Here is a 25,383-nt window from a genome sequence, read left to right as displayed (position 1 = left end):
ATTAGCTGCCGAGCACTTCGAGCGCGTCGGCGACGAGCTCGCCGCCCGTGAGGCCGCGCGGGTCCTTCTCGATTGCCTTGGGGTACAGGGCCTTGAAGGTGCACACCTCGCGGAAGTCGTGGAGATGTTCCGGTGCGGTCACGAGGATGACGGGGATGTCGGTCTCGTCACGGACGATCTCGTCGTTCATCACCTTGTCGACATAGCGGAAGAACTTGCGCGCTTCCTCTTGCTTGACGTCATTGCGAGACTTCCACCCGTGATAGGGGGGCAGATGGTCCTCGAGGCTGTAGTAGTCAAGCGCCGTGACCTCTCCGTCGAACTCCGGGAAGGTCTCGGCGAAGTAGTGCTTGACGTCTTCCGGGAACTCCTCGAAGTGCACGCCCTGGTCGTTGCCGTCGAGCACGGCGAAGAAATCGGCGTTGAGGAGCAGAAGCTTGAAACGCGATGCCGTGTCCTCGATGATTTCGCCGTTGAGCTGGGCGAAGTCGTAATCGTCGCCGACGACGACCTGGGCCTTGGGCGTCATGTCCATGTTGTAGACGTAGCAGGTCTTGACGTTGAGGAAGAAGGCGAGGCCCTTCTTGGCCTCGAGCCACAGCTCCATGTCCTGACGCTTGGACATGTAGTCGAGCTTTTCGAGGATGGGCTTGACCTCGCGCTCATCCCAGCTGGCGAGCAGCTGGCGCTTGGCCTCCTTTGCCAGGTCCTTGAACTCGATGCGATCCCAGTTGTTGCGGCGCATGTCACGTTCGGTGTGCTGGACGGGCATGTAGATGGAGACGGCGGGTGGCTCCTCGAACTCGAAGTCTGTTTTGATGGTCTTGAAGTCCGCGGGATCGACCTCGTCTATCATGTGTATGCCCTCGACGAGCTCGTGCATTCTTTCCTTATTCATGGGGAGCCTCCTTCTCTCGCCATATATATTCTATAGATAGAATAGCACGTTTATGGGCTATTTGTATCCGTTCACGGAATAATATGAGAATGTTATTGAAATCTGTAATGTGACAAAACGCGCCAGAGCACTTTTGTCTCATTGGCGTGTCAGGTTTGAGTGAGCTGAATCTCAAGACTGGTGACGCAGGGTGACGCAGGACGGGGATAATGTCACCGTTTATAGGTGACATTATCCCCGTCCTGCGTCACCCTGCGTCACCAGTCTGGCCCCCTGTCTCATTCCCCGTCCTGTTATACTCTCGATTCATGAACAATCCCGTCGTCGAGTGAAGGGCAAATCATGCGTGCGCTGCCAGAACAGAAGCTGGATCCGAGAATCAAGAATGTTTGGCGTATAAACGACGCTATCTGGATCGTTCTGGCGTTTCTCTGCTGCTTCGTCCCGTTCGCGATCATCGCCGCGGTTGACCCCAGCGAAGGGTGGGTAGCTACCGTGTGCATCGCGCTTATAGCCGCACTTGTCGTCATGCTCGTCATCTTCCTCGTGATTCTGCCGCCGATTCGCTACGTTCGCTGGCGCTACGAGCTCTCTGACGAATACCTCGACATCGCCAAGGGCATCATCTGGCGCAAGCGCTACATCATCCCGTTCATTCGCGTGCAGAACACCGACACGCGCCAAGGGCCCATCTTGCGGGCCTTCAGGCTCGCCTCGGTCACGGTTTCCACCGCAGCCGGGTCGCACGAGATTCCCGGTTTGGACACCCAGAGCGCGGAGGCGTTGCGTGATCGTGCCGCCGAGCTTGCGCGCCTGGCTCGCGAGGACGTGTAATGGGCGAGCAGGATATGCAGAGCCAAGACACCATGACGGCTTCGGAGCCCGTCAGGCATCAGGTGCACCATAGCTATATCTGGCTTGGGACGTTGCGGGTCGTTCTCGTCGTGTTCGTCGCCGTGGTCATCTCGATGTTCTCGAGCATCATCGGCGCCATTTCCGAAGGGATGCATGGTGGGGAAGCCGAAGTCGGTTTCGTGATCGCGGTGACGGCGGGTATCTCGTTCGCCGCGTTTGTCGTCTTCACCGGCCTAGTCTTCCTCGTTCACTGGTTGGCCTACAAGCGCCTGTACTACGTCCTAGGTCCCGACGAGTTCAATCTCTACAGCGGCATCATCACCAAGAAACGCGTGCACGTGCCGTACAACAAGGTGCAGTCGGTCGACCAGAAGGCGTCGCTTCTGCAGCGTATCGCCGGCGTGCGCACACTCTACATCGACACGGCCGGCGGCGCCAACAACAAGGCCATCGTCGTTCCCTACGTCACCAAACACGATGCAGAATGGCTCAGAAGCGAGCTCTTCGCCCGCAAGGATGCCTCGATTCGCGGAGTGAGCTATCAGGAATCCGTTCGTCCCCAGACGCAAGCGACGTGTCCCCAGAAGCCGCAAGCCCCCGTGCCACCGCAAGACGAACGCGAGGGATGCAACATACTCGACGTAGGCCAGGAAGCATGGGACGAGCTGGGCGGCGTGTTTGCCGGCGAGGCCTATGATGGTGGGCGCGTGAGTTACGAGTACGGTCTTTCCAACAAGGAGCTCGTCCTGGCAGGGCTTTCCAACAACACGAGCTTCGCTGTTCTGCTCATGGGCATCGTCATCGGCATCGTCGAGCTCATCGGCTCGGCTCTCGACATCTTGCCCGCTGATGAGGTCGATGTGTTTTCGACGATGGTGCGGGATACGGGCATGCACGTCATCCAGTCGGGCATGTTCGCGCTTGCCGCCACCGTCATCGGCATCATCCTCGTCGTCTGGATTCTTTCGGTCATCGGTTCGTGCATTGGCTACGGTGGGTTCAGGGCGCGTCGCCGCGAGAGTCGCATCGAGGTCGAGTACGGTCTGTTGCAGCACACCTTTCAGGGCGTCGATATCGAGCGCGTTCAGGCCGTCGTGATCACCCAGTCGTTCATTCGCAGGCTCTTTGGCTATTGCGAGGTGTCGCTTGCCAAAGTCGATGCGAATGTCGAGGGCGATGATGGCAAGAACGCCCGGGCCAAGCGCGGCATCGTCATCCATCCCTTTGTGAAGCTCGCCAAGGTCCCGCAGATTCTCGCCGGGCTCGTCCCCGAATTCGAGGACGTCCCGACCGACCGGCGCAAGGTCGCTCCCGTCGCGCTGCGCCGCGCCCTCACGCGACGTTGCGTCGTGCAGGGCACCGGGTTCTGGCTCGCCGTCATCGTGGCCGTCTTCCAGCTCACCATGGGGCTCTGGCTCGATGACGGGATTGTGCGCATGCACGTTCCCGGCGGATACGTAACCATGGATGTATACGGGCTGTGCAATTCGATTTGCATGATCTGCTACGTGCTCGCCGTCGTCATCACGATCGTGAGCGCCATCGGCGCCGTTCTATGGGCACGGTCGTCGAGCTTCGCCTTCAATCACCGCTTTATGCAGGTAACCAACGGCGGCTTCTCGACGTCGACCGTGACCTTCCCGCGTCAGAAGATCCAGTATGGCTACACCAAGACCAATCCGCTGCAGCGCATGGCGCATACCGCGACCATCAAGGCGCGAACGGCGGCCGGTGTTGGCGGTACCACCTACGCGCTTATCGATGCGACGCAAGAGGATGCCGAAGCCTGGCTGGCGTGGCTCGAGCCACGTGGCTCGAGATAAGACAGGCAGGAAGGCGTGACAGAACCCCCGTCCTCCCCGTCACGCCCGGTTCGGCGCCTGTCTCATTTTCGCATGAGGATGGCTCCCAGGACGAAGGGAAGCCAGAAGCAGATGACGCGGTAGACCATGATGACGGCTAGTCCAGTTGCCTGCTCTATGCCGAAGATCGTGAACGCGACGAGTGCGGCTGCCTCGACGACACCCACGCCCTGGGGAATGGGAGAGGCCATTGCCGCGAGCGTGACGACGACGTAGATGCAGATGACGGCCGTGAAATCGTTCACGCCGAAAGCGAGTCCCACGAAGGCGAAGCAGATGATCTCGCAGATGTTGGCGAGCACGGCCCAGACAAGCTCGATAACGATGCTCGAGATGTTGTGCACCATGCCCTTGGCCGATGACGAGTAGGTATTCACGAGCTTCTTGACTGAGGCGTCGATATCGTGGCGGTGTAGCCGTGCGAGCATCTTGTCGATGACGTGCTCGACGGGTGCGATGATCTTGAGCAGGAACTGTGGATGCAGCGCGGCGAGCGCCATGGCGGCGACGATTGCGCCTACGGCCACGACGGCGCCGATGCCGAGAACGAGCCAACCCGTCTCGAGCTTTCCCATGACGAGCAGGATGGCAAATCCCACGATCATGATGATGACGAAGGCGGCGCTGATCGAGACCTGACGCAGCAGGGCGGCGCCCGTGGCGCGCCCCGATTCGATGCCTCGCTTGGTGGCCGCCTCGATGACGACTGACGTGCCCGAGATGTTGAACGAGGGAATGATCGTGTCCATGAAGAAGGTCTGGAAGACGAGGACGACGTTCTCGCCGATGGGCATCGACGTACCCGCCGCCTTGAAGCACCAGGTGAACGAGAGTCCCTGCGTGAAATACTTGCCGAGCTGGAAGAGGAGGCCGGCGAGCAGGAAGACGGGGGTTCCGCGCTCGATGGTCTGTATGAGATGCTGCAGTTGGTCACCGCGCATGAAGAAGACCGCGAGAAAGACGATGACGGCCACACCCGCGAGCAGGGTTATGAGGTCCTTCTTCTTCATGCGTCTCCTCATGCGATGAAAGCGTGCATCTGTATTCTAGGACAAGAAGGATGACGTGTGAGACACATTGGACGGGTACGTCTGTCTCATTTTGGCAGCCAAAATGAGACAGACGTACCCGTCCAATGTGTCTCACACGCAACGCATCCCATTCGAAAAAAACGCCCGGCTCGACGTGATGCCGAACCGGGCGCGATGACGCACGATGCGAGGAAACCTACGGGCGCTGGCCCATGCCACCTTCGAGCGTGAGCGTCTCGCCGCTCATGAACTTGAAGTCCGGGTTGGCGAGCTGGACGACGACGCGGCCAATCTCCTTCTCGACGTCGCCGTAGTGGCCCATCGGCGGCATGTGTACGTTGGCCTCGAACGCCTCGGGGTATTGCTCCTGGAAGTTCTCGAGCGCCGCTGTCCAGGCAAGCGGGCAGACCACGTTGACGTTAATGCCGTCGGGACCCCACTCGGTGGCGGCCACGCGACTCATGCCGCGGATGCCCTCCTTGGCAGCGGCGTAGGCGCACTGGCCGTAGTTGCCGAAGAGGCCGGCGCCGGAGGCGAAGTTGATGACGGAGCCCTTCGTCTCCTTGAGGTACGGGTAGCATGCCTGCATGTAGTAGAAGGTCGCGTACAGACCCGAGTAGATCGCCAGGTCGAACTGATCGGTCGTGTGGTCGGCGAGCGTGACGCCGGAGGCGGATGCCTGCGCGTTGTTGACGAGCACGTCGATGCGGCCGAACTTCTCGATGGCGGCGTCGACGACGGCCTGCACGGTAGCCTTGTTGTCGGTGCCGGCGGAGACGTCGGCGGCGACGGGGAGCACCTGGATGCCGTAGGCGGCCTCGAGCCTCTCCTTGGCGTCCTCGAGCTTCTTCACGTTGCGGCCGGTGATGACGAGGTTCGCGCCCTCCTTGGCGTACGCCGTGGCGATGCCGTAGCCGATGGAGCCGGGCTCGCCGTTTTTGAGCGCGGCGAAACCGCCGCCCGTGATGATGGCAGTCTTACCTTCTAGAAAACCCATGATCGTCCTTTCGCGAAGTGTGCAACTGGCACATTATATAGCGATGACAGAGCGGGCCGATATGTCCGCTGTGTTAATTCCGATATGCGGGATGCGCTTCGTTAGATAAGCACCTTTTCGAAGTAGTCGCGCCCCGCGCCACACAGGGGGCAGCGCCAGTCCTCGGGGAGGCCGTCCGGGTAGCCCTCGACGGTATAGCCGCACATCCTGCAGCGCCACGCGACCTTCTGCTCCGAGAATGCCGTCTCCTCGGCCTCGACGATCTCGTCTTTTGCCGGATCGTCACCGTCGTTGTACGAGGCGGCCTTGGCAGGCGTCTTGCCGCGCAGCACGCGATGGTAGTAATCGTAGGTGATGGGCGTTCCCTCGCCCACGACCTCGGCATCCTCGACGGTGCCGATGAAGACGAGGTGGGTCCCCACGTCAACCGTGGAATCGACGCGCACCTCAAACGTGGCAAGCGTGTCGTGCGTGAGACGGGGGAGGCCCGATTCGCATACGCTATGGTCGAACTCGGAGAACTTGTCGATGTCCTTGCTTGACTTGAAGCCGAAGGTGCCGATGAGGTCCATGGTCGTGTCCTGCGAGAGGACGCTCGCGCAGAAACGCTTGCTAGTGGACACGGCTTCTGCCGTCGCGTTTTGCTTGTTGATGGAGACGAGCAGCTGGGCGGGATCGGATGCAACCTGCAGAAGCGTGTTGACCACGCATCCGCACAGTCTGCCATCGGCGTCGATAGACGAGATGATGTAGAGTCCGCTGGTCAGGGAGCGGAATGCCTTGCGATCGATTTCCATAGTCATTCTCCTTCGGGACGCCTAACGCGCCTCATGTCGGCGCGAACGCATTCGCGCACTAATCATATAGGCGCATGATACCCGTTTTGCGGTCTAGAGGGCGTAGGTGAGGACGCAGATTATCACGAAAATCGCGATGACGGCCCAGAACAATCCATCGGCTGCCTTATTGCCGATGAGCTTGCAGAACTTCTGGCAGAAGGGAAATGCGAACCAGACATAGCCGAGCGTGACGAGGCCCAGGAAAATGTCATTGACGAGCCAGGCCTGCTGGAAGATGTTGAAAGGCAGCTGCGAGTTGTCCCAGTAGGGATACTCGCCCAGGGCGTCTGGCTGGTTGACGATCCAACCCATGATGCATTCGAGGGCGGCGCATAGCACGATTGCCAGCACGAAGAACTCGAGTGCCGCACCCCACATGGTCTTTCGCTTGCCCACGAGCCGTATCTTGAGAGGGAGCAGCAGTATGGTTATCGCCGCGGCACCGGCGCCGTAGACCCAATAGGGGACGTAGAGCTCGTCGAGGAAGATGGCGTAATCGGTATCGACGATGCCGAAGAGCGCATCCATCGAAAGACAGTAGGGAATCTCCATCCAGTGCCCGACAACGCTGAAGAGGAAGAAGTACATGATGATGCCACGCCAGAAGGCCCAAGTGCGGGGCTCGAAATAGCCAGTCTCGTCTTCCTTCGTGAGCGCGAGCTGCGAGAAGAAACGCTTGGTCTTGCGCCACAGTGACGATGCCTTCTCGTCGAGCTTGCGGGCGTGATTGGCACCGGGTAGCTTGACCGGCGACATGACGAGCGTGTCCTCGTGGGCGATGGCCGTGCCCTGCAATCGCAGATATGACGAGGCAAGACCACGCGCCCTGACGACGAGCGATTGTCGTTTGGTTGACGTGGCCTTGGTCTTCGTGCTTGTCATATCGTGCGTGCCGAGGTTCTTGCCCATGTATCTCCAGACTGGTCTTATGTCGTTTGCGTATATCCAAACGGAAGTATACGAGCCTCGCGTCTGGCGGTGGCTTTCATGAGGCACGAACCAGAGTATCCTCACCTTTCCTTCAAGGGGTGTCTACAACTCCAATTGAGTGGAGTATCCCCTGGTAACGGGTGGGTTTCGAGACATAAACGATTTGCAAAACGAGGCTTAGATAATGTGCGTCGTGAGGCGCGTGCGTGAATGTCGGACTGCTGCCAGGAAATGTGTGCTCGCGGTTGCGCTCCCGGCCACCACACCACAAAACCGGGCGGTATCCGGAGTCGGTGCCAAGAGCTGTGCCCCTGTGACTGCGCTCCCGACCACTACGCAGCATTTCCAGGCATTTTCGCCTCAAAATGTGCTCCTGTGGCTGTGAGCTCGACCACCACACCACAAAACCGGGCGGTGTCTTGAGTCGATGCCAAGAGCTGTGCTCTGGTGGTCGCCGCGACGAACACCAGAGCGCATTTTGGGACAAGACCCCGCGACGAAGCGAAGTCTCCGCTATTGAATTCCCTCGATGGAGGGGATGGTCGCGAAGCCGACCTCGAGCTCCTCGTCGGTAGGGATGTGGTCGGTCATCTCGCCGCGGTTATAGGCCTCGTAGGCGTACATGTCAAAGTAGCCCGTGCCCGTGAGGCCGAAGAGGATCGTCTTCTCCTCGCCGGTCTCGGCGCACTTACGCGCCTCCTCCATAGCCTGGAAGATTGCATGAGCGCTTTCCGGTGCCGGCAGAATGGTCTCGAGACGGGCAAAGTCCTCGGCCGCCTTGAAGACGTCGGTCTGCTTCACGGCGACGGCCTCCATGTAGCCGTCGTGCTTGAGCTTGGAGACGATGGGGCTCATGCCGTGGTAGCGCAGGCCGCCGGCATGGTCGGGGGAGGGCAGAAAGCCGCTGCCCAGCGTGTACATCTTGACGAGCGGGCAGGTCTGGCCCGTATCGGCGAAGTCGTAGGCGTACTTACCGCGCGTGAGCGACGGACAGCTTGCGGGCTCGACGGCGATGAAGCGCGTATCGGGCTTGTCGCCGCGCAGCTTGTCGCGCATGAACGGTGCGATGAGGCCACCGAGGTTGGAGCCGCCACCGGCGCAGCCGATGACGATGTCGGGGTACTCGCCGAGTTCCTTCATGGCCTCATAGCTCTCCAAGCCGATGATGGACTGGTGCAGCACGACCTGGTTGAGCACGCTGCCGAGCTGGTAACGCCCCTTGTTCTCGGGAACGTTGAGGGCGCGCTCGACCGCTTCGGAAATCGCCGTGCCAAGCGAGCCGGTGGAGTCGGGATGGTCGGCGAGCATCTTCTTGCCGATTTCGGTCGTGTCGGAAGGCGACGGCGTGACGGTCGCGTTGAAGGTCTGCATGATGGAGCGACGGAAGGGTTTTTGCTCGTAGGAGCACTTCACCATGAAGACGTCCAGGTCGACACCATAGTGGTCGGCCGCCTCGGAAAGCGCGGTGCCCCACTGGCCGGCGCCCGTCTCGGTCGTGATCTTGTCGAGACCCTGCTCCTGGGCGTAGTAGGCCTGGGCGAGCGCCGAGTTGAGCTTGTGCGAGCCGGAGGTGTTGTTGCCCTCGAACTTGTAGTAGATCTTCGCCGGCGTGTTCAGGTAGCGCTCGAGGTTGTACGCGCGGCACAGCGGGGAGGGGCGGTACACCTTGTACATCTCCTGCACGCCCTCGGGGATGTCGAAGTACGCGGTCTCGTCGTCGAGCTCCTGGTCCACGAGCTTGTCGCAGAACACCGGGGCGATGTCGTCATGCTCGGCGATCTTGCCGTTGGGCAGGCGCATGGGCTCGGGCGGCTCGGGCATGTCCGCGCGCAGGTTGTACCATTGCGTCGGAATCTGGTCCTCGCGCAGGTAGAGCTTGTAGGGGATCTCCTCGTTCTGCTTCTTGTTTGCGTCTGCCATGGTCGTTTCCTCTCTTTCCTTTGGACTCTCGTCCACGTTCCTGCCTTGCTAGCCGTTCTTACGCATCTCATGGTTTGGGAAATAAAAAAGGCCCCCGGATTACCGAGGGCCTTCAAGGTATGTGATGAGAAGCGTGAAGTCCGATAACCCGATTACGATATTCGACTACGCCACCACCAAGCACCGGCAAACGCCTGCGCGTTGGCAAACATGCTATGTGCGTGTACGTAGTTCACATTCGTCCTTTCGGGTTGCGCCGTACGGTAGCACAAATCAGAGTAAGTAATGTCGAAATGTCTAGATTTCATAGCGAAAAGTGACAAAAATTATTGGCGAACGGTAGAAAATAAATAGCGAACGGTAGTTTTTGCTATATACTATTCCTACAAGAACAAAGATACGTACGGTTTTACGTGGGAGGGAGCTAGCCATGTGCTCGGGAATCAGGTTCACCGATGACAAGGGCAACATGTACTTTGCCCGCAATCTCGATTGGAATTGCGGCTACGGCCAGAAGGTCACCGTGACTCCCCGCGGCTACGAGCGCCACTATGCCTTCGGGGTCGAGTCCCGGCAGGATTACGCGGTCATCGGCCCGTGCATCGTGATTGGGGGCGTTCCGCTCTACTTCGACTGCGCCAACGAGAAGGGGCTCGCCATCGCCGGGCTCAACTTCCCCGGCTATGCCCAGTTCGAGGCAGATGCCGTCAAGGGCAAGACCAACCTCGCCGCATACGAGTTTCCCCTGTGGGTAGCTAGCAACTTTGCCACGGTGGACGAGTTGGAGGAGGCGCTGGCTGATGTGGCCATCGTCGCCAAGCCCGTGAACGACCAGTTTCCGGTCGCGCTTCTCCATTACCTTATCGGTGACAAGGACCGTTCCATCGTGGTCGAGTACATGGCCGATGGCATGCACATCCATCACGACGACGTCGACGTGCTCACCAACCAGCCCACCTTCGACTGGCACGTCGAGCACCTGCGCAGCTACATGAACCTGAGTCCTGAATACGTCGCTGACGTTCAGTGGGACAAGCAGAAGCTTGCGCCTTACGGGAGCGGCGGACAGCTCGTGGGCCTGCCCGGTTCGAGCTATTCGCCCGACCGTTTCGTGAGGGTCGCCTACCTGAACAGCCACTATCCGCAGAAGTCCGGCGAGGCAGATAACGTCTCCAGGATGTTCCATACGCTCGCCGGTGTTGCGATGATCGATGGCGAGGCGAAGATGGAAAACGGCGAATTCGAGACGACGGTCTATACCGGCGGTATCTCCATGGCGACAAAGACGTACTACATGAACACCTACGAGAACCCAGCCATCGAGGCCTATCCTATGGACAAGGCCGACCTCGACGGCTCGGAGTTGCACGTCTTCGCTTAGGGAAGATACGCCGTAAACATAGGGGTGCCCGTCCGATCAAGTGGACGGGCACCCCTCGTCTTGAAAGCCAATGTGGGCTCTAGTTCTCGTTGCTCTTCGGCATCCACTTGCGCATGATGGCGACGAGCGACTCGATTTCCATGGGCTTTGCCATATGGTCGTTCATGCCCACCGAATGCGCGTGCTTGACATCTTCGGCAAAGGCATCGGCCGAAAGCGCGATGATGGGGATTTGCGCAAGGTCCGGCCTGTCGATCGCCGCCGCGCGGATAGCCGTTGTCGCCTCGTAGCCGTTCATGACCGGCATCTGGATATCCATGAACACGAAGTCGTAGTAGCCTGGCTCGTGCTCGAGTAGCATGTTGACCGCCACCTGGCCGTTTTCGGCATGCTCGACCTCTGCACCGGTGAGACCGATTATCTCCTGCCCGATGGCCGTCGCCATGACGTTGTCCTCGGTCAGAAGCACGCGGTATCCGTCGAAGGCACATTCCTCGAGCATTGCCTTGGGATCGACTCCCTCGGCAACCTCGCCACTGAGGAGCTCCTTCATCACCTGGATGAGGCGCGAGCGGAACAGGGGCTTGGAAATGAAGGCGTCGATGCCTATCTCGCGCGCCTCCTGCTCGATCATCGACCAGTCGTAGCCGGAGAGAATGATGATGGGGGGCGCCTGCTTGACCCTCTCGCGAATCGCCTTAGCGACCTCCAGACCACTCATGCCGGGCATGCGCCAATCGAGGATGACGGCCTTGAAGGGATCGTCCGATGCGTCGGCATCGATCACGGCCTGCACGCCCGCCGGGCCGGACATCTCGTAGTTTGCGCGCATGCCGATATCCTCGAGCAGGGCGCAGGCTCCCTCGCAGGCAACGTCGTCGTCATCGACCACGAGCACTCTGATGTCCTTGAGGTCGCTGAGATCGACCGCCGCGCCATCGCGGAGCTTGAGGTGCACCGTCACGGTGAACGTGGTGCCCTTTCCAAGCTCGGAGTCGACGTCGACCGTGCCGTTCATCAGGCTGACGACGCTCTTGACGATCGCCATGCCCAGACCCGTGCCCTCGATACCGGTGGTGCGCGAATCATTGGCGCGCGTGAAGGGCTCGAAGATGGTCTCCATGAACTCCTTGCTCATGCCACAGCCCGTATCCGAAAAGACGAACTCGTAGCAGCCACTGTCGTGGACGCGGCTTGGCAGCTCGGAAATGCGCATGTAGATGCTGCCACCTTCGGGTGTGAACTTGATTGCGTTGCCCATGATGTTCACGAAGACCTGCTGCAGGCGCGTGAGGTCGCCGATGACGTGCTCGTGTTTGATGTCGACGACGTCGACGCGCAGGTCGAGGTTCTTGGCGACAATCTGGGGGTTCACGATGGCTAGGAGTTTCTCGATGGAATCGGAGAGTTCGAACTCCTCGTCCGTGAGCCCGATGGAGCCCGATTCGATCTTGGCCATGTCGAGGACCTCGTTGATGAGGCCGAGCAGGTGATGGCTCGCAGAGGAGATGTTGGTGAGGCACTCGCTTACACGCTCAGGGTCGTCGGCGTGCATGCTTGCGATGGCCGTGAGGCCCATGATGGAGTTCATGGGCGTGCGGATGTCATGGCTCATGGAGTTGAGGAAGTCGCTCTTGGCCTGCGAAGCGTGCTCGGCGGCTTGGAACGCATCCTCGAGGGCCTGACGTGATGCGAGCTCGGCTGCCTTTTGCTCCGTGACGTCCTGGATGGTGACGAGTATGTCCGTGGGCAGCGCGTGAGCGTCACGGGCGATGCAAAGCGTGGAGACCTGCAGCCAACGTTCCTCGTCGCCTCGCATGACACGGTATTCGCACTGGAGGTAGGGGACACCCGGCTGCAGGCGTTCTCGCAGCGTCTCGATGTCTTCCAGCTCGCAGAGGCGCTCGATGTCGCTGTCGCTTGCCACGCGTTTCCAGTACGAGCGCAAATCGCTGAACTTGCCGTCCGTCGGGAGGGAGTCATCCAGCCCCTCGCGCTTGAGGTACTCGTAGCTGTCGTTCACGAGGTCGATGGCGAGCAGCCGGCTAAACAAGTTGGTGGAGGCGTCGATGATGCGTGTTGCCTCCTGACGCTCGAGCAGCAGGCGGTCCTTCTGCTTGCGCGATTGGAACACGAGCACGACGATGAAAAGCAAGCAGGCGACAACGACACCCGCAACGAGGATGATGCCCGCCGCGTTAGCTGAAGACACCATTTTTGCCGTGACGGATTCGGGGAAGATACGCAGGATCATCCAATCCGACGAGGCGAGCTGGGCGACATACACGCTACCCTCGCCGGATGAGGCGTTGTAGCTGAAGTTAAACGAGGAACTCTGGGCGAGGGATTGCGCGAGCTCTTCGGGAGTGATGTCCTTGAGCGAGTCGCTGAGCTTCGAGTCGAGCACCGAGTAGTCGATCTCGTCGTTCATGCTCGACTTTGCCAGGACGTTGCCGTCACGGTCACAGAGGTAGGTGGCGGTCTCGACGCCGAAGAAGCTCGTGCTCATGTATTGCGCCATCGTCGCCTCGTTGTAGACGCAGGCAAAGACGGCGACGGGCGTTCCCTGGTAGAGGATGGGGGCGTAGAACGCGATGATGCGATGCTCGTTGAAGGCGGCGTTCTCGACGGCGCAGATGCCGCTCTCGCCCTGCATGCCCTTGATATAGTACTCGCGGCTGCTCACCTCTTCGGTGCGACCGTCGATGTTGTGTCCTATGCCATCGGCAGTAATGAGGAAGGCGTAGTTGAACTGGGTCGAGTTGATCATCTGGAGCGCTGTGTCCGGGTCGACGCTGGGGCTGGTCAGGGTCTGCCCGTATACCTTTGCTGCCGTCTCGACCGTGGCCAGGCCATTGTTGAGCAAGTCGTTGACGCGTCGTGCGGTTTGCTCGGTCGTACCCTCGAGATAGTCGGCGTTTTGCTGCGTGATGCGCTCCGTGTTGACGTTCATGAATATCAGGAGCGCTGCGATTACGATGACGATTGCCGCGCATGCGGCAAGGATTCTGTTGCGCCTGATATTAAGTGACTTGTCGATGCTCTTCATATGCTGTGACCCAGCCTTTCAGGTGGTGGGGTACCATTCCAGATATTATCCTTCATCCAGCCGTCACGGTCGAGAGCTTTTCGTGCAAGCGAGCGCCCTTTTCACTCGGAGGGCGCGACGCGGAGATTATCCTGTTTACCGGTATGGGAAGCAATGACTTTACAGAGACTTTACTTTCCCCTTACGCTGCCCGTACATTGCCTCCGTAGACTTCTCCTTACGTCAGATAGTAGAGGAGAGGGACATAGGTGGACGTCAACGAGATCATGAAGGTCGTCTTGGGGCTTGCAGGAGGCCTGGCGATCTTTCTGTACGGCATGAACACGATGAGTGGCAGCTTGCAGGAAGCGGCAGGCGAGAGGATGCGCTCCATCCTTGCCGCCGTGACGAAGAACCCGATCATGGGCGTCCTGGCCGGCGCGCTTGCCACCGCCGTGCTGCAGAGCTCAAGCGCTACGACGGTCATGGTCATCGGATTCGTGAGCGCGAGGATCATGAGCCTTCGGCAGGCGATTCCCATCGTCATGGGCGCGAACATCGGGACGACTATCACGGCGCAGATCATCGCGTTCAAGCTCTCGGACTATATCTTGTTGTTCGTCGCGGTGGGCTTCCTCGTCATGGCGCTTGCCAGAGGCGAGCGCGTGAAGCTGACGGGGCGGGCAATATTCGGTTTTGGCCTGCTCTTCGTCGGCATAGAGACCATGGGGTCGGTCATGAAGCCCCTAGCCGAGAGCCCCGTCTTCACGGAGATGATTGCCCAGGTTGCGGGTGTGCCCGTTCTTGGAGTCCTCGTAGGCACGGTGATGACGCTCGTCGTGCAGAGCTCGAGCGCGACCATTGCCGTGCTGCAGAACTTCGCCGCTCAGCCGGGTGCCGACGGGGCGAGTGTCCTCGGTCTCGAGGGCGCCATCCCCATCTTGCTTGGAGACAATCTGGGGACGACCGTCACGGCGCTTCTTGCCTCCATTGGCCAATCGCGGGATGCCAAGCGCGTTGCCCTGGCGCATTGCATCTTCAACCTGTCGGGCTGCCTGCTCTTCGTCGGGCTGACCGGGCCCTTTGCGACTGTCGTGGCAGCCATTCCTCCCGCAGGGGAGGGAGTCGAGATCATCGCGCGGCAGATTGCCAACGCGCATACGTGCTTCAACGTAGTGATGACGCTCATCTGGCTTCCGCTCGTCTCGCTCATGATGAAGCTTGTCATGCTGATATTGCCCGAGCGCCCGGTGCGCCCGCATGACATCGTCGCTCCGTCTGGGTCTCTGGGTTCTGGGGAGTGTTCTGCGGCATGAGCATACTGGGGTAGAATTGCCGCGTATATGATGACCCGAAGGGAACATGCATGACGACACGGGAGTCCGCCACACTCGTCTTCTACGTCGAAGACGACGAGAACATTCGTGACCTCACGCTTTACGCGCTTCGCCAGGCCGGCTTCGAGGGAAGGGGCTTTCCCGATGCCGATGCGTTTTTCGCGGCATGCGCTGATGACGTTCCCGCCCTCGTGCTCCTCGACATCATGTTGCCGGGCATCGATGGCCTGGGTATACTCGCCCGGCTGCGTGCCGACACGCGCCTTTGCGACGTCCCCGTGATCATGCTCACGGCCAAGGGCACCGAGTTCGATACGATTAGCGGACTTGATGCCGGGGCCGACGACTACCTCGCGAAACCATTCTCGATGATGGAGCTCATCTCGCGCTCGAACGCACTCTTGCGACGCGTGCGACGTGCGTCCGTTGCCATGCGGGAAGGAAATCTTGTCTACGATTCCATTGTGCTTGACCCCCACGCCAGACGGGTCGAGGTGGGAGGAACCCTGGTTGACCTCACGTTCAAGGAATTCGAGCTTCTCAAGGTGCTCATGGAGAATCCGGGTCGCGCGCTTTCGCGCGCGCAGCTCTTCGAGGAGGTATGGGGTTCGGAGTTTGTCGGCGTGACGCGTACGGTGGACGTTCACATGCAGACTCTGCGCCAGAAGCTCGAGCAAGCCGATCCGGGTTCGAGTTCCGTGCTCGAGACCGTTCGCGGTATCGGCTACCGCTTGCGTCTTGAGGACGAAGCATGAGCGACGCCGTTTCCGCGCGTCACGTGCGCAGTCTCTCGCATAGCATCCTGGTGACGGTACTCGTCTTCACGCTCGTCGCCGTTCTCGCGACGGCTATCGCCTTGGTGACGATTGCGTACTTTTCCGAAGAAGAACGTTCGGAAGACCTGCTCGTCGAACAGGCGCGGTCGTGCGCCCAGGTCCTCGATGGATATCCCGCTGATGCACGTGTTGACGTGCTCGAGGAACAGTTTGCCGGTCCCGAGCGATTCACGCTCATCGATCCTGTCGGTGACGTCATCTTCGATACCGCCGTCAGGGACGGTGCTCTCGAGAATCACTTCGAACGTCCTGAAATGCTCGCCGCCGAGCATGCAGGCGAGGGGGTTCTGGTACGCCATTCGGACACCTTGAAAAGAGATACCGTCTATGTTGCCGAGCGCCTCTCCGATGGCTACTTCGTGCGCGTGAGCGAGGAGCGCCTCTCCCTGCCGGCCTTCCTCGCTTCGATGGCTTTGCCCGTCGGGGTGGTGCTTGTCATCGCCGTGATTCTCGTCATCATGCTCTCGCGTTTCCTCACCTCGCGCATCATGCGCCCGCTCGACGAGCTTGACGTGCATGACCCGCTCTCCGGAGATGCCTACGAGGAGATGCGTCCGCTCCTGCTGCGCATCGACGAGCAGAAGGAGCAGCTCAGACGACAGAACGAGGAGCTGAAGGAAGCGGATGGCCTGCGCCGTGAGTTTTCCGCGAACGTTTCGCACGAGATGAAGACGCCGTTGCAAGTTATCTCCGGATCGGCCGAGATGATCGCCAGCGGTTTAGTCGATCCCGATGACGTGGGAGAATTCGGACGACGCATCTATCTTGAATCGCAACGCCTACGGGCGCTCATCAACGATGTCCTCACCCTCTCGCGTCTTGACGAGTCGTCGTTTGCAAGTGCCGAGCGTGTCCCCGTCGATATGCTCGAACTCGCGCAACGCACGTGCGAGCGCTTGCGTCCGCTTGCGCACGAGCACGGCATCGACCTCGAGTTTTCCGGTGTCGATTTACGCACCTTGGGCAATGAGGCGCTTCTCGAGCAAGCAGTTTCGAATCTTGTGGAAAACGGTATCCGCTATTCGGACGATGGGGGCACGGTCAACGTACGCGTCGAAATTGACGAATCGCCCGAGGAGCCGTGCATTGCCGTGCGTGTGAGCGATGACGGCATTGGCATTTCGGAGCAGGATCGCGAGAAGATCTTCGAGCGGTTCTACCGCACCGAGAAGAGTCGTTCGAAGGAGACGGGGGGCACGGGTCTTGGTCTTGCCATCGTGAAGCATGCCGCCCTCTATCATGGTGGGGACATAGAGGTCGAGAGCGTTTTGGGTGCGGGAAGCACCTTTACCCTGCGCTTGCCCCTGGAGTCCTTGGATCGCTAACCGTTGCGCTATGTGCCGTCGTTCTCAGTCTAGCCTGCGTAGCGTGGCGCGTGATTTGCCGGCGCGCTTGGCGACGTAGAGCGCCTCATCGGCAATCTGGTAGAGCTCGTCAAAAGTGACGGGGAAGCGCGTGGTCGCAGCCGCTCCGATGGTGATGGAAGGATTCAGTTCATCGGGCATGTCAGCCGGACGCTCGCGTTTCGCGTAGAGGCCTGCCGAAAGCTGGCCGAGCACGCGGCTCAGGGCGGGGTCGTTGCCCAGGCCGGCGGCGAAGATGGCGAATTCGTCACCCCCGAGGCGGGCGATGATATCGTCCTTGCGCATGCTGCGTCGGAGGAAACGCGCTATCTCCTTTAGCACGCGGTCGCCTTCGGGGTGACCGAAGCAATCGTTGACCTGCTTGAAGTCGTCCACGTCGATGAGGAAGAGGCAGCAACCGTCCTGGCATTCCTCGCTGGCGAGAGCCTGCTCGATGCGAGCCATTGCCGCGTTGCGATTGAATATGCCCGTGAGACCATCGAGCTCGGCCATCTTGCGCAAGGACGCCTCGCGCATGACCATCGCGTGCGTGTCGAGCAAGCGTCCGACGTGGCGCACGGGCAGACCGGTCTCATCATCGAAGATCACGAAGGACTGGTAGCGGCACCAGATGGGGTTTCCCTCGGCATCGGGCAGTGATGTCTCGATGTCGATGAAGTCGCCCTTCTCGACTATCTCGCGTAGGGAATCGATGTCGTGTATCTCGAGGTCTACGTTGCAATCCTTGTCGCAGCGCTTGCGCAGGATGAGGTCGCTCGAGAGAGGAGGACGTCCGAAACGCGTCTCGAAATCACCGAAGAGCTCACCAGATTGGTCCTGGCAATCGATATCGAACATGACGTCGCGGGAAAGCATGGTCAGCATGTCGACGCGCTCCTCGGCGCGCTCGAGCTGACGCTGGCTATTCACCTTGTCGGAGATGTCGATGATGGTGACGTAGAACCAGGCGGTGCCGCTATCGTCGACGATGTAATGGCCGCGGTCGTCGACCCAGAGCTCCGTGAAGTCGGGACGGTTGAGACGGTAGGTGACGGCGTCTCTGTCGCCTACCTTGATTTGCTCGTCAATTTCGTAGAGAACGCGTTCGCGGTCGTCGGGGTGAACCATACCGGGAAAGGTATTGTCGGTGATGGCGCAGAACTCGTCGTAGGTCTCGCAACCGAACATGTCCAGGACGTCATGGCTCACGTAGTCGATGGTTCCCTCATCGTCGGCACGATACCGAAATAGACCGCCCGGAATGCGGTCGAGAAATTCCTGTGAGACCTCGTCCTCGATGACGCATCCGTCATGGGATCCGAGCTTGCCCTCGGTAATGCGATGGAACACGGTCATGATGACCTCCGCTTGTACCATTTGTGTCTATGCCCACACATACTACTACTTTGATATGCGCAGAACGGGGAACTCGGAACGATTGGCTGGAAAATGTCATTGCAAAGCGTTGGGGGATGTGCATGCCGTAAGTTGTTGTTATATCCGCGCAGCTTCAGACATGTGCTTTCGGTGCATGCTGCATTTCATCTCCGTGGATACTTCGGACGAGAGTATAATTATCTTCAAGATCAAGCGGCTTCCAAACGGGAGTCGCTTTCATGAAACAGGCGCATGCGCGCCTACATTCAAGTCAAAGGAGGATTTGAATGAAAGAAGTCCAGCTTTTCATCAACGGCGAGTTCCTCGACAACGGCGATCGCGAGATGCGCGATAACGTCAATCCGGCAACCGAGGAGGTAATCTCGCGTTTCCCCATGGCCACCGAGGCCGACGTAGAGGCGGCTGTCGATGCCGCCTATGAGGCGCAGAAGTCGTGGGAGAAGGTTCCCGCCATCGAGCGCGCCAACTACCTGATGGAGCTCGTAGAGCTGCTCAAGGAAAACCAGGAGCTCCTGGCCCGCACCACGTCCGAGGAGATGGGCAAGCCGCTCGCGCAGGCCATGGACGAGGCCGGCTGGCTGCCCGCCTACGTGCAGTACATGGCTGCCCAGGCACGTCACCTCAAAGGCCAGATCATCCCGTCGGACCGCCCCAACGAGAACATCTTCCTCTACAAGATGCCCATCGGCGTAGCCGGCCAGATTATGCCGTGGAACTTCCCGCTGTTCCTCATCGGCCGCAAGGTCGCCCCGGCGCTCATCGCCGGCTGCACCGTCGTGCTCAAGGCATCATCGGATTGCCCCAACGGCGCATACGAGTTCGCCAAGATCGTCGAGAAGTCGTCCCTTCCCAAGGGTGTCATCAACGTCATCACCGGATCGGGCTCGCTCACGGGCAACGCGCTTGCCTCCAATCCCAAGATCTCCATCGTCACCATCACCGGTTCGACGGAGGTCGGCAAGAAGATTATGAAGGCCGCTGCCGATAACGTCACCAAGGTCTCGCTCGAGCTGGGCGGCAAGGCGCCGGTCATCGTCATGAACGACTGCAAGCTCGACGAGACGGTCGATTACGTCGTCGCCTCGCGCGTCATCAACACCGGCCAGGTGTGCAATGCCGCCGAGCGCGTTTACGTGCAGGAGGGCATCGCCGAGGAGTTCACGAAGAAGGTCATCGAGAAGATGAAGACCCTGACCTACGGCCCGGCGCTCGCCGGCACCTTCGACATGGGCTCCATGGTCAACAAGGCCCAGCAGGAGCATGTCGACGAGATGGTGCAGTCCGCCATCGCCGAAGGCGCCACGGTCGCCTGCGGCGGTCACAAGGCCCAGGTCGATGGCAAGGGCTGGTTCTACGAGCCCACCGTCATCACCGGCTGCACGCATGACATGCGCATCATGCGCGACGAGATCTTCGGGCCCGTGCTGCCCATCACCACGTTCAAGACGCTTGACGAGGCCATTGAGATGGCCAACGACAGTGTCTACGGTCTGACGAGCTCCATCTACACGACCGACTACGATACGGTCATGCGCGCCATGAACGAGATCAAGTTCGGCGAGACCTACGTCAACCGCGAGCACTTCGAGGCGTTCCAGGGCTTCCACCAGGGCGTGCGCCAGTCGGGCATCGGTGGCGAGGACGGCGAGCTGGGCGTCGAGGAGTACCTCGAGACGCACGTGTGCTACGTCGACTGGGATACCGAGCGCAACAAGGCGTAAACGTCGCATAACATAAGGCTACGAAAGGGGGAGCGTCCTGCGGGGCGCTTCCTTTTTTGTCTCGTTTTTTCTATTGACGTAGATGCGCATATTGTGCAATATATATTTTGCATGTACGATATATATTGCATTAACGAAGACAGGGCAAGGGAATCACATTGGAAGACGAGAAGAACGAGCGCATGCGGGCGGCACGCACCGATTGCGGTCTCTCGCAGCAGGAGCTTGCGGATGCGGTCGGTGCCACTCGCCAGACCATCGGGCTCATCGAGGCCGGTCGCTATAACCCCAGCCTCAAACTCTGCATGGCCATCTGCAAAACGCTCGGTAAGACGCTGGATGAACTGTTCTGGAAAGCGGGGGAATGACGATGTACTTGATTCGAAAATGGAACGAATACATGGGCCCGAAGGACGAGCGCCTCGAGGCCGAGGAAAACAAGTCGATGAAGGTCGCATCCTATATCTTGCTCGTGGGGTCGACCGTGAGCCTGTACTACTGGATCATGGTTAACCAGGTCGCAAACACCACCGATCATCCCGTGCTCACGCCCCTTGGCGCGTCCGTCGTTCCCGTTGACCTTCTGCTGATACTGACGATTCTTGCCGCGGGCTGTGCGTCAGTGGGCATGCAGATTCGCGGCGGGGCGTTTTCGAGCTACAAGCGCTATGCCGAGGTGGATCGCATTCCCTGGGACTACGTCGCCAGCTTCGCGCTGTTCTGCGGGGCGGTTCTTGGGGTTTTGACCTGCGGCATGCGCATTCTGGCGGAAATCCAGATCGTCGGCATCGAAAACGTCGCATGGTTCGGTGACCTTGCCATCGGCGTGGTGTTCTTCTTCATGGGCTTCGCCATCGGCTTTGCCGCCATCGCCCTCACCATCAACGATGCCATCAAGCGCCGTCGCCTGCTCGAAGACGAACTGCAGGATTGACAATGGAGGAGGGTGTCTCTGCTGCTTGCAACTGGCGGGCAAGTGCCGAGAGAAAAGCAAAACGCTTGCATGTCCGATTTCAGCCAATTCGTTTGTTTCGTTGTGACTATTCTGGTCTGGCAGATGGATCAGCAAGCCAAATGTTCGATGAGCGAACATATATGGAAAGCGGAGAAAGCGGGACAACTTGAACTCCATTCTCTCAGATATGGCGATGGGCGAAGATTTGAACGCTTCGGAAAAGCAGAGAAGGGCACTTTACAAGGTGTTCGAATCCGGCGATACGCGATTTGACGGACAGGTTTTCGTGGGCGTTTCCTCGACGGGAATCTACTGCCGAACGGTATGCAGGGCGAAGATGCCCAAGTACGAGAACTGCACGTTCTTTCGCACGGCGGCGGAAGCCGAGGCAGCTGGCTTCCGCCCCTGCATGACCTGCCGCCCCGAGCTCGCCCCGGGGCTCTCGCTCGTGGATGCCAGGTCAAATTTTGCGAGAAGAGCCGCCCGAATGCTGCAGGCAAGATGCGCGTCTTCGATGAGCATAGAGTCGGTCGCCGCCAAACTCGGCTATACGGGCAGACATCTCAGACGTGCCTTTGAAGCCGAATACGGAGTGACGCCCGCCCAGTACCTTAGGACCTGCAGGCTTCTTTTGGCGAAATCCCTGCTTACCGACACTGACCTTCCCGTTTCGCGCGTGGCGAAATCGTCCGGTTTCGGCAGCGTACGGCGTTTCAACGATGCATTCAAGGAGCACTATCGGCTCACTCCGAGTGATTTGCGTAAGAGGCGCGAGAAGGCAACCGTTCAGTCTGGAACGATCACCGTGCATCTGAGCTATCGGCCACCATATCGCTTCTCGGAGTTGCTCGCGTTTTTCCGGGACCGCGCGCTTGCGCATGTCGAGCTAGTCGATGACGTGTCGTATACCCGTACGGTCCGGCTTGAGGGCCATGACGGAAACGTCGCATGCGGGTGGGTACGGGTCGAGGACGATCCAGCCGGCAACCAACTTGTCGTCACGATGTCCGATGAGCTTGTCCCCGCGGTTTCCGAGGTGATCGCCCGCGTGCGGCGCATGTTCGACACGGACAGCGATCCCGTGGTGGTTTCGCAGGCGCTCTTGCCGCTCGAGGAGGCCGTTCCCAGCGTGCGTATCGACGGAATTCGGGTACCCGGCTGTTTCGATACGTTTGAGATAGCCTGCCGTGCGGTAATCGGACAGCAGGTTAGCGTGAGAGCGGCCAACAAGCTCGCCGGGCGCATCGTCGAGCGCTACGGCGAGAGAATCGAGACGGGAATCGAGGGACTCGACAGGGCATGGCCCCGCGTCGCCGATGTGCGCTCGCTTGCGAATATCGAGGACGCGTTCGGGGAACTCGGCCTGATCAAGACGAGGTCGCGTGCCATCGACGCGATGGCGACGGCCATTGACGAGGGAGAGCTCGATCTGGATATTGGCGCCATTGCAGAGGAGCAGATGGAGGCGCTTCTTCGGATACGGGGAATCGGTCCGTGGTCTGCCAACTACATCGCCATGCGTACCATGAGCTATCCCGACGCGTTTCTCGAGACCGACGCGGGGGTTGCGCACGCACTGCCCGAGCTCGCGCCGAAGGAGCGACTCGCTCTGGTCGAGGATTGCCGTCCGTGGCGCAGCTATGCGGTACTGGCGCTTTGGGACTCCCTTTCAGGATGATGTACGAGAATAGCCAAGGAGGCACGTATGTTCTATTGCAGCGAATACGAATCGCCTGTGGGTACGCTCACGATTGCGAGTGACGGGCAGGCTGTCTGCGGTCTGTGGCTCGATGGGCAGAAGTACCATGGTGCCACGATTCCCGAGAAGATGGTGCCCGATGATGATGCCGCGGGTTTCGCGGAGCTCCGGACGTGGCTCGAGGCCTACTTCGCGGGCGATCCGCAGCCAATCAGCGACGTGCCGCTGGCTCCCAGGGGAAGCGAGTTTCAGCAAGCCGTGTGGAAGAGGCTCATCGCGATTCCGCATGGCGAACTCACGACATACGGTGCAATCGCGTCCGAACTCAAGCGTGAGCGGGGCAAGGCGTCTGCTCTTGCGGTTGGTGGCGCGGTTGGGCACAATCCCATCTCCATCATCATCCCGTGCCATAGGGTTGTCGGATCGGATGGAAGCCTGACTGGTTACGCAGGTGGCATCGAGCGCAAGCTCTGGCTGCTGAAGCATGAGGGCGTGGACACGGGGGAGCTCTACGTTCCCAAGCGCGGCACGGCGCTGTAGGCTGGTCTTGCGGATGCGCTTCATCGCAGATCACCGCCTTCGCAGGTGCAGGTGCCGGGCACGCAAGTTCCCGGTGCGATTTCAAGCGGCTCTGCGTGGTAGCGCTCGACGCACCAGTCCTTGATGCCGCAGCAGGGGCACGTGAGCTTGCGGGTGCGCGGCGTGTGTCCGGATATGATGAATGCGCCCATGCGTGGGCGAAACTCCGCCTTGCAGGCAGGGCAGAGATAGGTCGCATGGGCGCCGTAGTGAAAGACCTGCCATAGTCCTGCCGCGATGACGAACGCCAAGGCAACCGGGAATGGCCACCAGATGCCGGATACGATGCCGTATACCAGCGTGCCGATCCATGCGGTGTCCATGCAGATGCCCACGATGATCATGGTGATCCACTGACGCTTCCGTGCTCTTTCGTCGTTCATCCTTGTATCCATGGCCGCTTGCGATGTCATGGTGATGTGGCCGCAAAGCTCGAGGTCGGATTGCATGATTTTGATGCTGTCGAGCATCGCCGTGCTCTGCGCGATCTCCTCCTCGAGTTGCGATGCGCGCTCCTCGAGGAGCGTCTCGAGAATCGCCCCGCGGTTCGGGCTCTCGAGGATTCCCCTGATCTGCGAGAGCTTGAGTCCAAGCGTCTTCAGCATGAGGATGAAGCGCAGGCGCTCCGCGTCGTCATCGGCGTACATGCGCCTGCCGCCCTCGGAATATCCCGAAGGGGCGAGCAGACCCTTCTGGTCGTAGTACTGCACGGTGCGCACGGTGGTTCCGCACGCATCGGCCAACTCTCCGGTCGTGTAGGTGTTGTCTTCGGTCATGGATTCACCTCCTCAGGACCGAGTTCTACAACGTGACGCCGCGTCACGAGCAAGGGGCGATTGCAAGTATTTCGGATTTTCTCATGAAAGACAGGTGGGAAACACCACTGGGCACCATACATACATGGGACAATTGGCGAAATTCATGGGGGAGCAGTGCCGTTTCTTCGAGGCGATATGCATCGATTGGCCTTGTGTCTTGCGGCGCACGCGGTAAAGTATTACGTGAAGACAGATTTCCTCCAGAAATGCAGTAGAATTGCTCGGCGAGCTTAGATGACTGATTCTGATGCGCAGACGGCTGTCGCGTTGGCAGCACGGTACGCGCGCTGCCAGAAAGCGTAAGAGCACTTATGAAGATTGCCTACATAGGATCGAATGACATACTGGCCGAGACGCTCGTAGAGCGTTTGGTGCAAGAGGGACACGACGTATATCTTGTGTCGGACAAGGCCCTTCCCAAGAGGAGAAGCCTGTCGAGGCATCGGTTTTACCGAACCCCGAGAAAGGGCGAGACGTTCCAGGACCTCCTGCAATCCATCGCCCCCGACTGTGTCGTCTTTGCCGGAAATCATTATCTTGACGTGGCCCCTCTTCCCAGTGAATCGGATGCAGACGTTGCGCTCCTCGCTTCGACATTGCGGGCAGCTGCGGCGCTTTCGGGTGTCAAGGTGGTCTTGCTCTCCTCGACGGACGTGTACGGGGATACCGAGAAACCAGCAAGCGAGCAATCACCATGCGCTCCTGTGAGCGAGCGCGGCATGCGGTTTGCTCGCGAGGAGCAGCTCCTCGACCTGTATCGACAGCACCCCAACATGGAAGCGACGACGTTGCGTGCATCGCAACTCTACGGTGATCGCCCAACGGCAGATGGCAAGGACTTCCTGAGTAGGAGTTTCGCCGCGATTGTTCTTGGTAAAGGAAGCCTGGGGGGGGGGTCTCTCAACCGCTCCATGTTGCTGACCTTGCCGATGCCGTCAAGCGCGTACTAGAGGACA

21 protein-coding genes are annotated in these 25,383 nt (G+C 59.7%); 12 read left to right on the top strand and 9 right to left on the bottom strand.

Annotated elements, in window-relative coordinates; translation table 11 throughout:
* Window position 1 precedes the first annotated feature (1 nt).
* Window positions 2-898, bottom strand: coding sequence for a hypothetical protein (locus tag OIM11_06260; protein ID HJJ00728.1), 897 nt, complete (start codon window positions 896-898; stop codon window positions 2-4).
* 342 nt (window positions 899-1,240) lie between these two features.
* Between OIM11_06260 and OIM11_06255 the strand changes: the two genes are divergently transcribed.
* On the top strand, window positions 1,241-1,732 hold the full coding sequence (locus OIM11_06255) for a PH domain-containing protein (GenBank protein ID HJJ00727.1): 492 nt from the start codon (window positions 1,241-1,243) through the stop codon (window positions 1,730-1,732).
* Window positions 1,732-3,576, top strand: a complete 1,845-nt coding sequence (locus OIM11_06250) for a PH domain-containing protein (protein HJJ00726.1) — start codon at window positions 1,732-1,734, stop codon at window positions 3,574-3,576. The genes OIM11_06255 and OIM11_06250 overlap by 1 nt, the downstream gene beginning before the upstream one ends.
* A gap of 62 nt (window positions 3,577-3,638) precedes the next feature.
* Here the strand turns inward: OIM11_06250 and OIM11_06245 are convergent, their stop codons facing one another.
* The 5 genes from OIM11_06245 to OIM11_06225 all read right to left on the bottom strand — a co-directional run bounded on the left by OIM11_06245 (window position 3,639) and on the right by OIM11_06225 (window position 9,332).
* Window positions 3,639-4,625, bottom strand: coding sequence for a flippase-like domain-containing protein (locus OIM11_06245; GenBank protein HJJ00725.1), 987 nt, complete (start codon window positions 4,623-4,625; stop codon window positions 3,639-3,641).
* Window positions 4,626-4,842: 217 nt separating this feature from the next.
* The gene (locus OIM11_06240; protein HJJ00724.1) at window positions 4,843-5,643 is read right to left on the bottom strand and encodes an SDR family oxidoreductase; all 801 of its coding nucleotides are present in this window, start codon (window positions 5,641-5,643) and stop codon (window positions 4,843-4,845) included.
* A gap of 101 nt (window positions 5,644-5,744) precedes the next feature.
* Entirely contained in the window at window positions 5,745-6,440 is a 696-nt protein-coding gene (locus OIM11_06235; GenBank protein HJJ00723.1) for a flavin reductase, read from the bottom strand.
* A gap of 93 nt (window positions 6,441-6,533) precedes the next feature.
* Window positions 6,534-7,391 carry a putative ABC transporter permease gene (locus OIM11_06230; protein ID HJJ00722.1) on the bottom strand — a complete coding sequence of 286 codons (858 nt, stop codon included), beginning with the start codon at window positions 7,389-7,391 and terminating at the stop codon, window positions 6,534-6,536.
* Window positions 7,392-7,925: 534 nt separating this feature from the next.
* Entirely contained in the window at window positions 7,926-9,332 is a 1,407-nt protein-coding gene (locus OIM11_06225; protein HJJ00721.1) for a TrpB-like pyridoxal phosphate-dependent enzyme, read from the bottom strand.
* Between the two features lie 430 nt (window positions 9,333-9,762).
* Here OIM11_06225 and bsh point away from each other — a divergent pair, with 430 nt between their 5' ends.
* Window positions 9,763-10,713 (top strand): choloylglycine hydrolase, encoded by a 951-nt coding sequence (bsh, locus tag OIM11_06220; GenBank protein HJJ00720.1) that lies wholly within the window; start codon window positions 9,763-9,765, stop codon window positions 10,711-10,713.
* Between the two features lie 79 nt (window positions 10,714-10,792).
* Here bsh and OIM11_06215 read toward each other — a convergent pair whose 3' ends face one another.
* Window positions 10,793-13,762, bottom strand: a complete 2,970-nt coding sequence (locus tag OIM11_06215) for a response regulator (GenBank protein HJJ00719.1) — start codon at window positions 13,760-13,762, stop codon at window positions 10,793-10,795.
* 248 nt (window positions 13,763-14,010) lie between these two features.
* Between OIM11_06215 and OIM11_06210 the strand changes: the two genes are divergently transcribed.
* The 3 genes from OIM11_06210 to OIM11_06200 are packed head-to-tail and all read left to right on the top strand — an operon-like array spanning window position 14,011 to window position 17,239.
* Window positions 14,011-15,057 carry a Na/Pi cotransporter family protein gene (locus tag OIM11_06210; GenBank protein HJJ00718.1) on the top strand — a complete coding sequence of 349 codons (1,047 nt, stop codon included), beginning with the start codon at window positions 14,011-14,013 and terminating at the stop codon, window positions 15,055-15,057.
* A gap of 50 nt (window positions 15,058-15,107) precedes the next feature.
* The gene (locus OIM11_06205) at window positions 15,108-15,833 is read left to right on the top strand and encodes a response regulator transcription factor (protein HJJ00717.1); all 726 of its coding nucleotides are present in this window, start codon (window positions 15,108-15,110) and stop codon (window positions 15,831-15,833) included.
* The gene (locus OIM11_06200) at window positions 15,830-17,239 is read left to right on the top strand and encodes an ATP-binding protein (GenBank protein HJJ00716.1); all 1,410 of its coding nucleotides are present in this window, start codon (window positions 15,830-15,832) and stop codon (window positions 17,237-17,239) included. The genes OIM11_06205 and OIM11_06200 overlap by 4 nt, the downstream gene beginning before the upstream one ends.
* A 24-nt stretch (window positions 17,240-17,263) precedes the next feature.
* Here the strand turns inward: OIM11_06200 and OIM11_06195 are convergent, their stop codons facing one another.
* A complete protein-coding gene (locus tag OIM11_06195) occupies window positions 17,264-18,613 on the bottom strand; it encodes a diguanylate cyclase (GenBank protein HJJ00715.1) in 1,350 nt (449 codons plus the stop codon).
* 308 nt (window positions 18,614-18,921) lie between these two features.
* Here OIM11_06195 and aldA point away from each other — a divergent pair, with 308 nt between their 5' ends.
* The 5 genes from aldA to OIM11_06170 all read left to right on the top strand — a co-directional run bounded on the left by aldA (window position 18,922) and on the right by OIM11_06170 (window position 23,570).
* Window positions 18,922-20,376 carry an aldehyde dehydrogenase gene (gene aldA / locus OIM11_06190; protein ID HJJ00714.1) on the top strand — a complete coding sequence of 485 codons (1,455 nt, stop codon included), beginning with the start codon at window positions 18,922-18,924 and terminating at the stop codon, window positions 20,374-20,376.
* 158 nt (window positions 20,377-20,534) lie between these two features.
* The gene (locus OIM11_06185; protein HJJ00713.1) at window positions 20,535-20,744 is read left to right on the top strand and encodes a helix-turn-helix transcriptional regulator; all 210 of its coding nucleotides are present in this window, start codon (window positions 20,535-20,537) and stop codon (window positions 20,742-20,744) included.
* 32 nt (window positions 20,745-20,776) lie between these two features.
* Window positions 20,777-21,310, top strand: a complete 534-nt coding sequence (locus tag OIM11_06180; protein HJJ00712.1) for a hypothetical protein — start codon at window positions 20,777-20,779, stop codon at window positions 21,308-21,310.
* Window positions 21,311-21,536: 226 nt separating this feature from the next.
* On the top strand, window positions 21,537-23,009 hold the full coding sequence (locus tag OIM11_06175; GenBank protein HJJ00711.1) for a helix-turn-helix domain-containing protein: 1,473 nt from the start codon (window positions 21,537-21,539) through the stop codon (window positions 23,007-23,009).
* A gap of 27 nt (window positions 23,010-23,036) precedes the next feature.
* Complete coding sequence (locus OIM11_06170; GenBank protein ID HJJ00710.1) at window positions 23,037-23,570, top strand: methylated-DNA--[protein]-cysteine S-methyltransferase; 534 nt, start codon at window positions 23,037-23,039, stop codon at window positions 23,568-23,570.
* Between the two features lie 20 nt (window positions 23,571-23,590).
* On the opposite strand, the gene OIM11_06165 is transcribed toward OIM11_06170, so the two are convergent.
* Complete coding sequence (locus OIM11_06165) at window positions 23,591-24,385, bottom strand: MerR family transcriptional regulator (GenBank protein HJJ00709.1); 795 nt, start codon at window positions 24,383-24,385, stop codon at window positions 23,591-23,593.
* 353 nt (window positions 24,386-24,738) lie between these two features.
* Here OIM11_06165 and OIM11_06160 point away from each other — a divergent pair, with 353 nt between their 5' ends.
* Window positions 24,739-25,377, top strand: a complete 639-nt coding sequence (locus tag OIM11_06160; GenBank protein HJJ00708.1) for an NAD(P)-dependent oxidoreductase — start codon at window positions 24,739-24,741, stop codon at window positions 25,375-25,377.
* Window positions 25,378-25,383: the final 6 nt, after the last annotated feature.

This window comes from Coriobacteriaceae bacterium (assembly GCA_025992705.1).
Classification (GTDB): Bacteria; Actinomycetota; Coriobacteriia; order Coriobacteriales; family QAMH01; genus QAMH01.
Note: the sequence above shows the minus strand (reverse complement) of the source record. Positions and strands in the feature narration are given on the sequence as shown.

What these genes read in the sequence shown, in the direction of transcription:
- OIM11_06260 (HJJ00728.1), bottom strand. Translation starts at nt 898, where the DNA reads ATGAATAAGGAAAGAATGCACGAGCTCGTCGAGGGCATACACATGATA.
- OIM11_06255 (HJJ00727.1), top strand. Translation starts at nt 1,241, where the DNA reads ATGCGTGCGCTGCCAGAACAGAAGCTGGATCCGAGAATCAAGAATGTT.
- OIM11_06250 (HJJ00726.1), top strand. Translation starts at nt 1,732, where the DNA reads ATGGGCGAGCAGGATATGCAGAGCCAAGACACCATGACGGCTTCGGAG.
- OIM11_06245 (HJJ00725.1), bottom strand. Translation starts at nt 4,625, where the DNA reads ATGAAGAAGAAGGACCTCATAACCCTGCTCGCGGGTGTGGCCGTCATC.
- OIM11_06240 (HJJ00724.1), bottom strand. Translation starts at nt 5,643, where the DNA reads ATGGGTTTTCTAGAAGGTAAGACTGCCATCATCACGGGCGGCGGTTTC.
- OIM11_06235 (HJJ00723.1), bottom strand. Translation starts at nt 6,440, where the DNA reads ATGGAAATCGATCGCAAGGCATTCCGCTCCCTGACCAGCGGACTCTAC.
- OIM11_06230 (HJJ00722.1), bottom strand. Translation starts at nt 7,391, where the DNA reads ATGGGCAAGAACCTCGGCACGCACGATATGACAAGCACGAAGACCAAG.
- OIM11_06225 (HJJ00721.1), bottom strand. Translation starts at nt 9,332, where the DNA reads ATGGCAGACGCAAACAAGAAGCAGAACGAGGAGATCCCCTACAAGCTC.
- bsh (HJJ00720.1), top strand. Translation starts at nt 9,763, where the DNA reads ATGTGCTCGGGAATCAGGTTCACCGATGACAAGGGCAACATGTACTTT.
- OIM11_06215 (HJJ00719.1), bottom strand. Translation starts at nt 13,762, where the DNA reads ATGAAGAGCATCGACAAGTCACTTAATATCAGGCGCAACAGAATCCTT.
- OIM11_06205 (HJJ00717.1), top strand. Translation starts at nt 15,108, where the DNA reads ATGACGACACGGGAGTCCGCCACACTCGTCTTCTACGTCGAAGACGAC.
- OIM11_06200 (HJJ00716.1), top strand. Translation starts at nt 15,830, where the DNA reads ATGAGCGACGCCGTTTCCGCGCGTCACGTGCGCAGTCTCTCGCATAGC.
- OIM11_06195 (HJJ00715.1), bottom strand. Translation starts at nt 18,613, where the DNA reads ATGACCGTGTTCCATCGCATTACCGAGGGCAAGCTCGGATCCCATGAC.
- aldA (HJJ00714.1), top strand. Translation starts at nt 18,922, where the DNA reads ATGAAAGAAGTCCAGCTTTTCATCAACGGCGAGTTCCTCGACAACGGC.
- OIM11_06180 (HJJ00712.1), top strand. Translation starts at nt 20,777, where the DNA reads ATGGGCCCGAAGGACGAGCGCCTCGAGGCCGAGGAAAACAAGTCGATG.
- OIM11_06170 (HJJ00710.1), top strand. Translation starts at nt 23,037, where the DNA reads ATGTTCTATTGCAGCGAATACGAATCGCCTGTGGGTACGCTCACGATT.
- OIM11_06165 (HJJ00709.1), bottom strand. Translation starts at nt 24,385, where the DNA reads ATGACCGAAGACAACACCTACACGACCGGAGAGTTGGCCGATGCGTGC.
- OIM11_06160 (HJJ00708.1), top strand. Translation starts at nt 24,739, where the DNA reads ATGAAGATTGCCTACATAGGATCGAATGACATACTGGCCGAGACGCTC.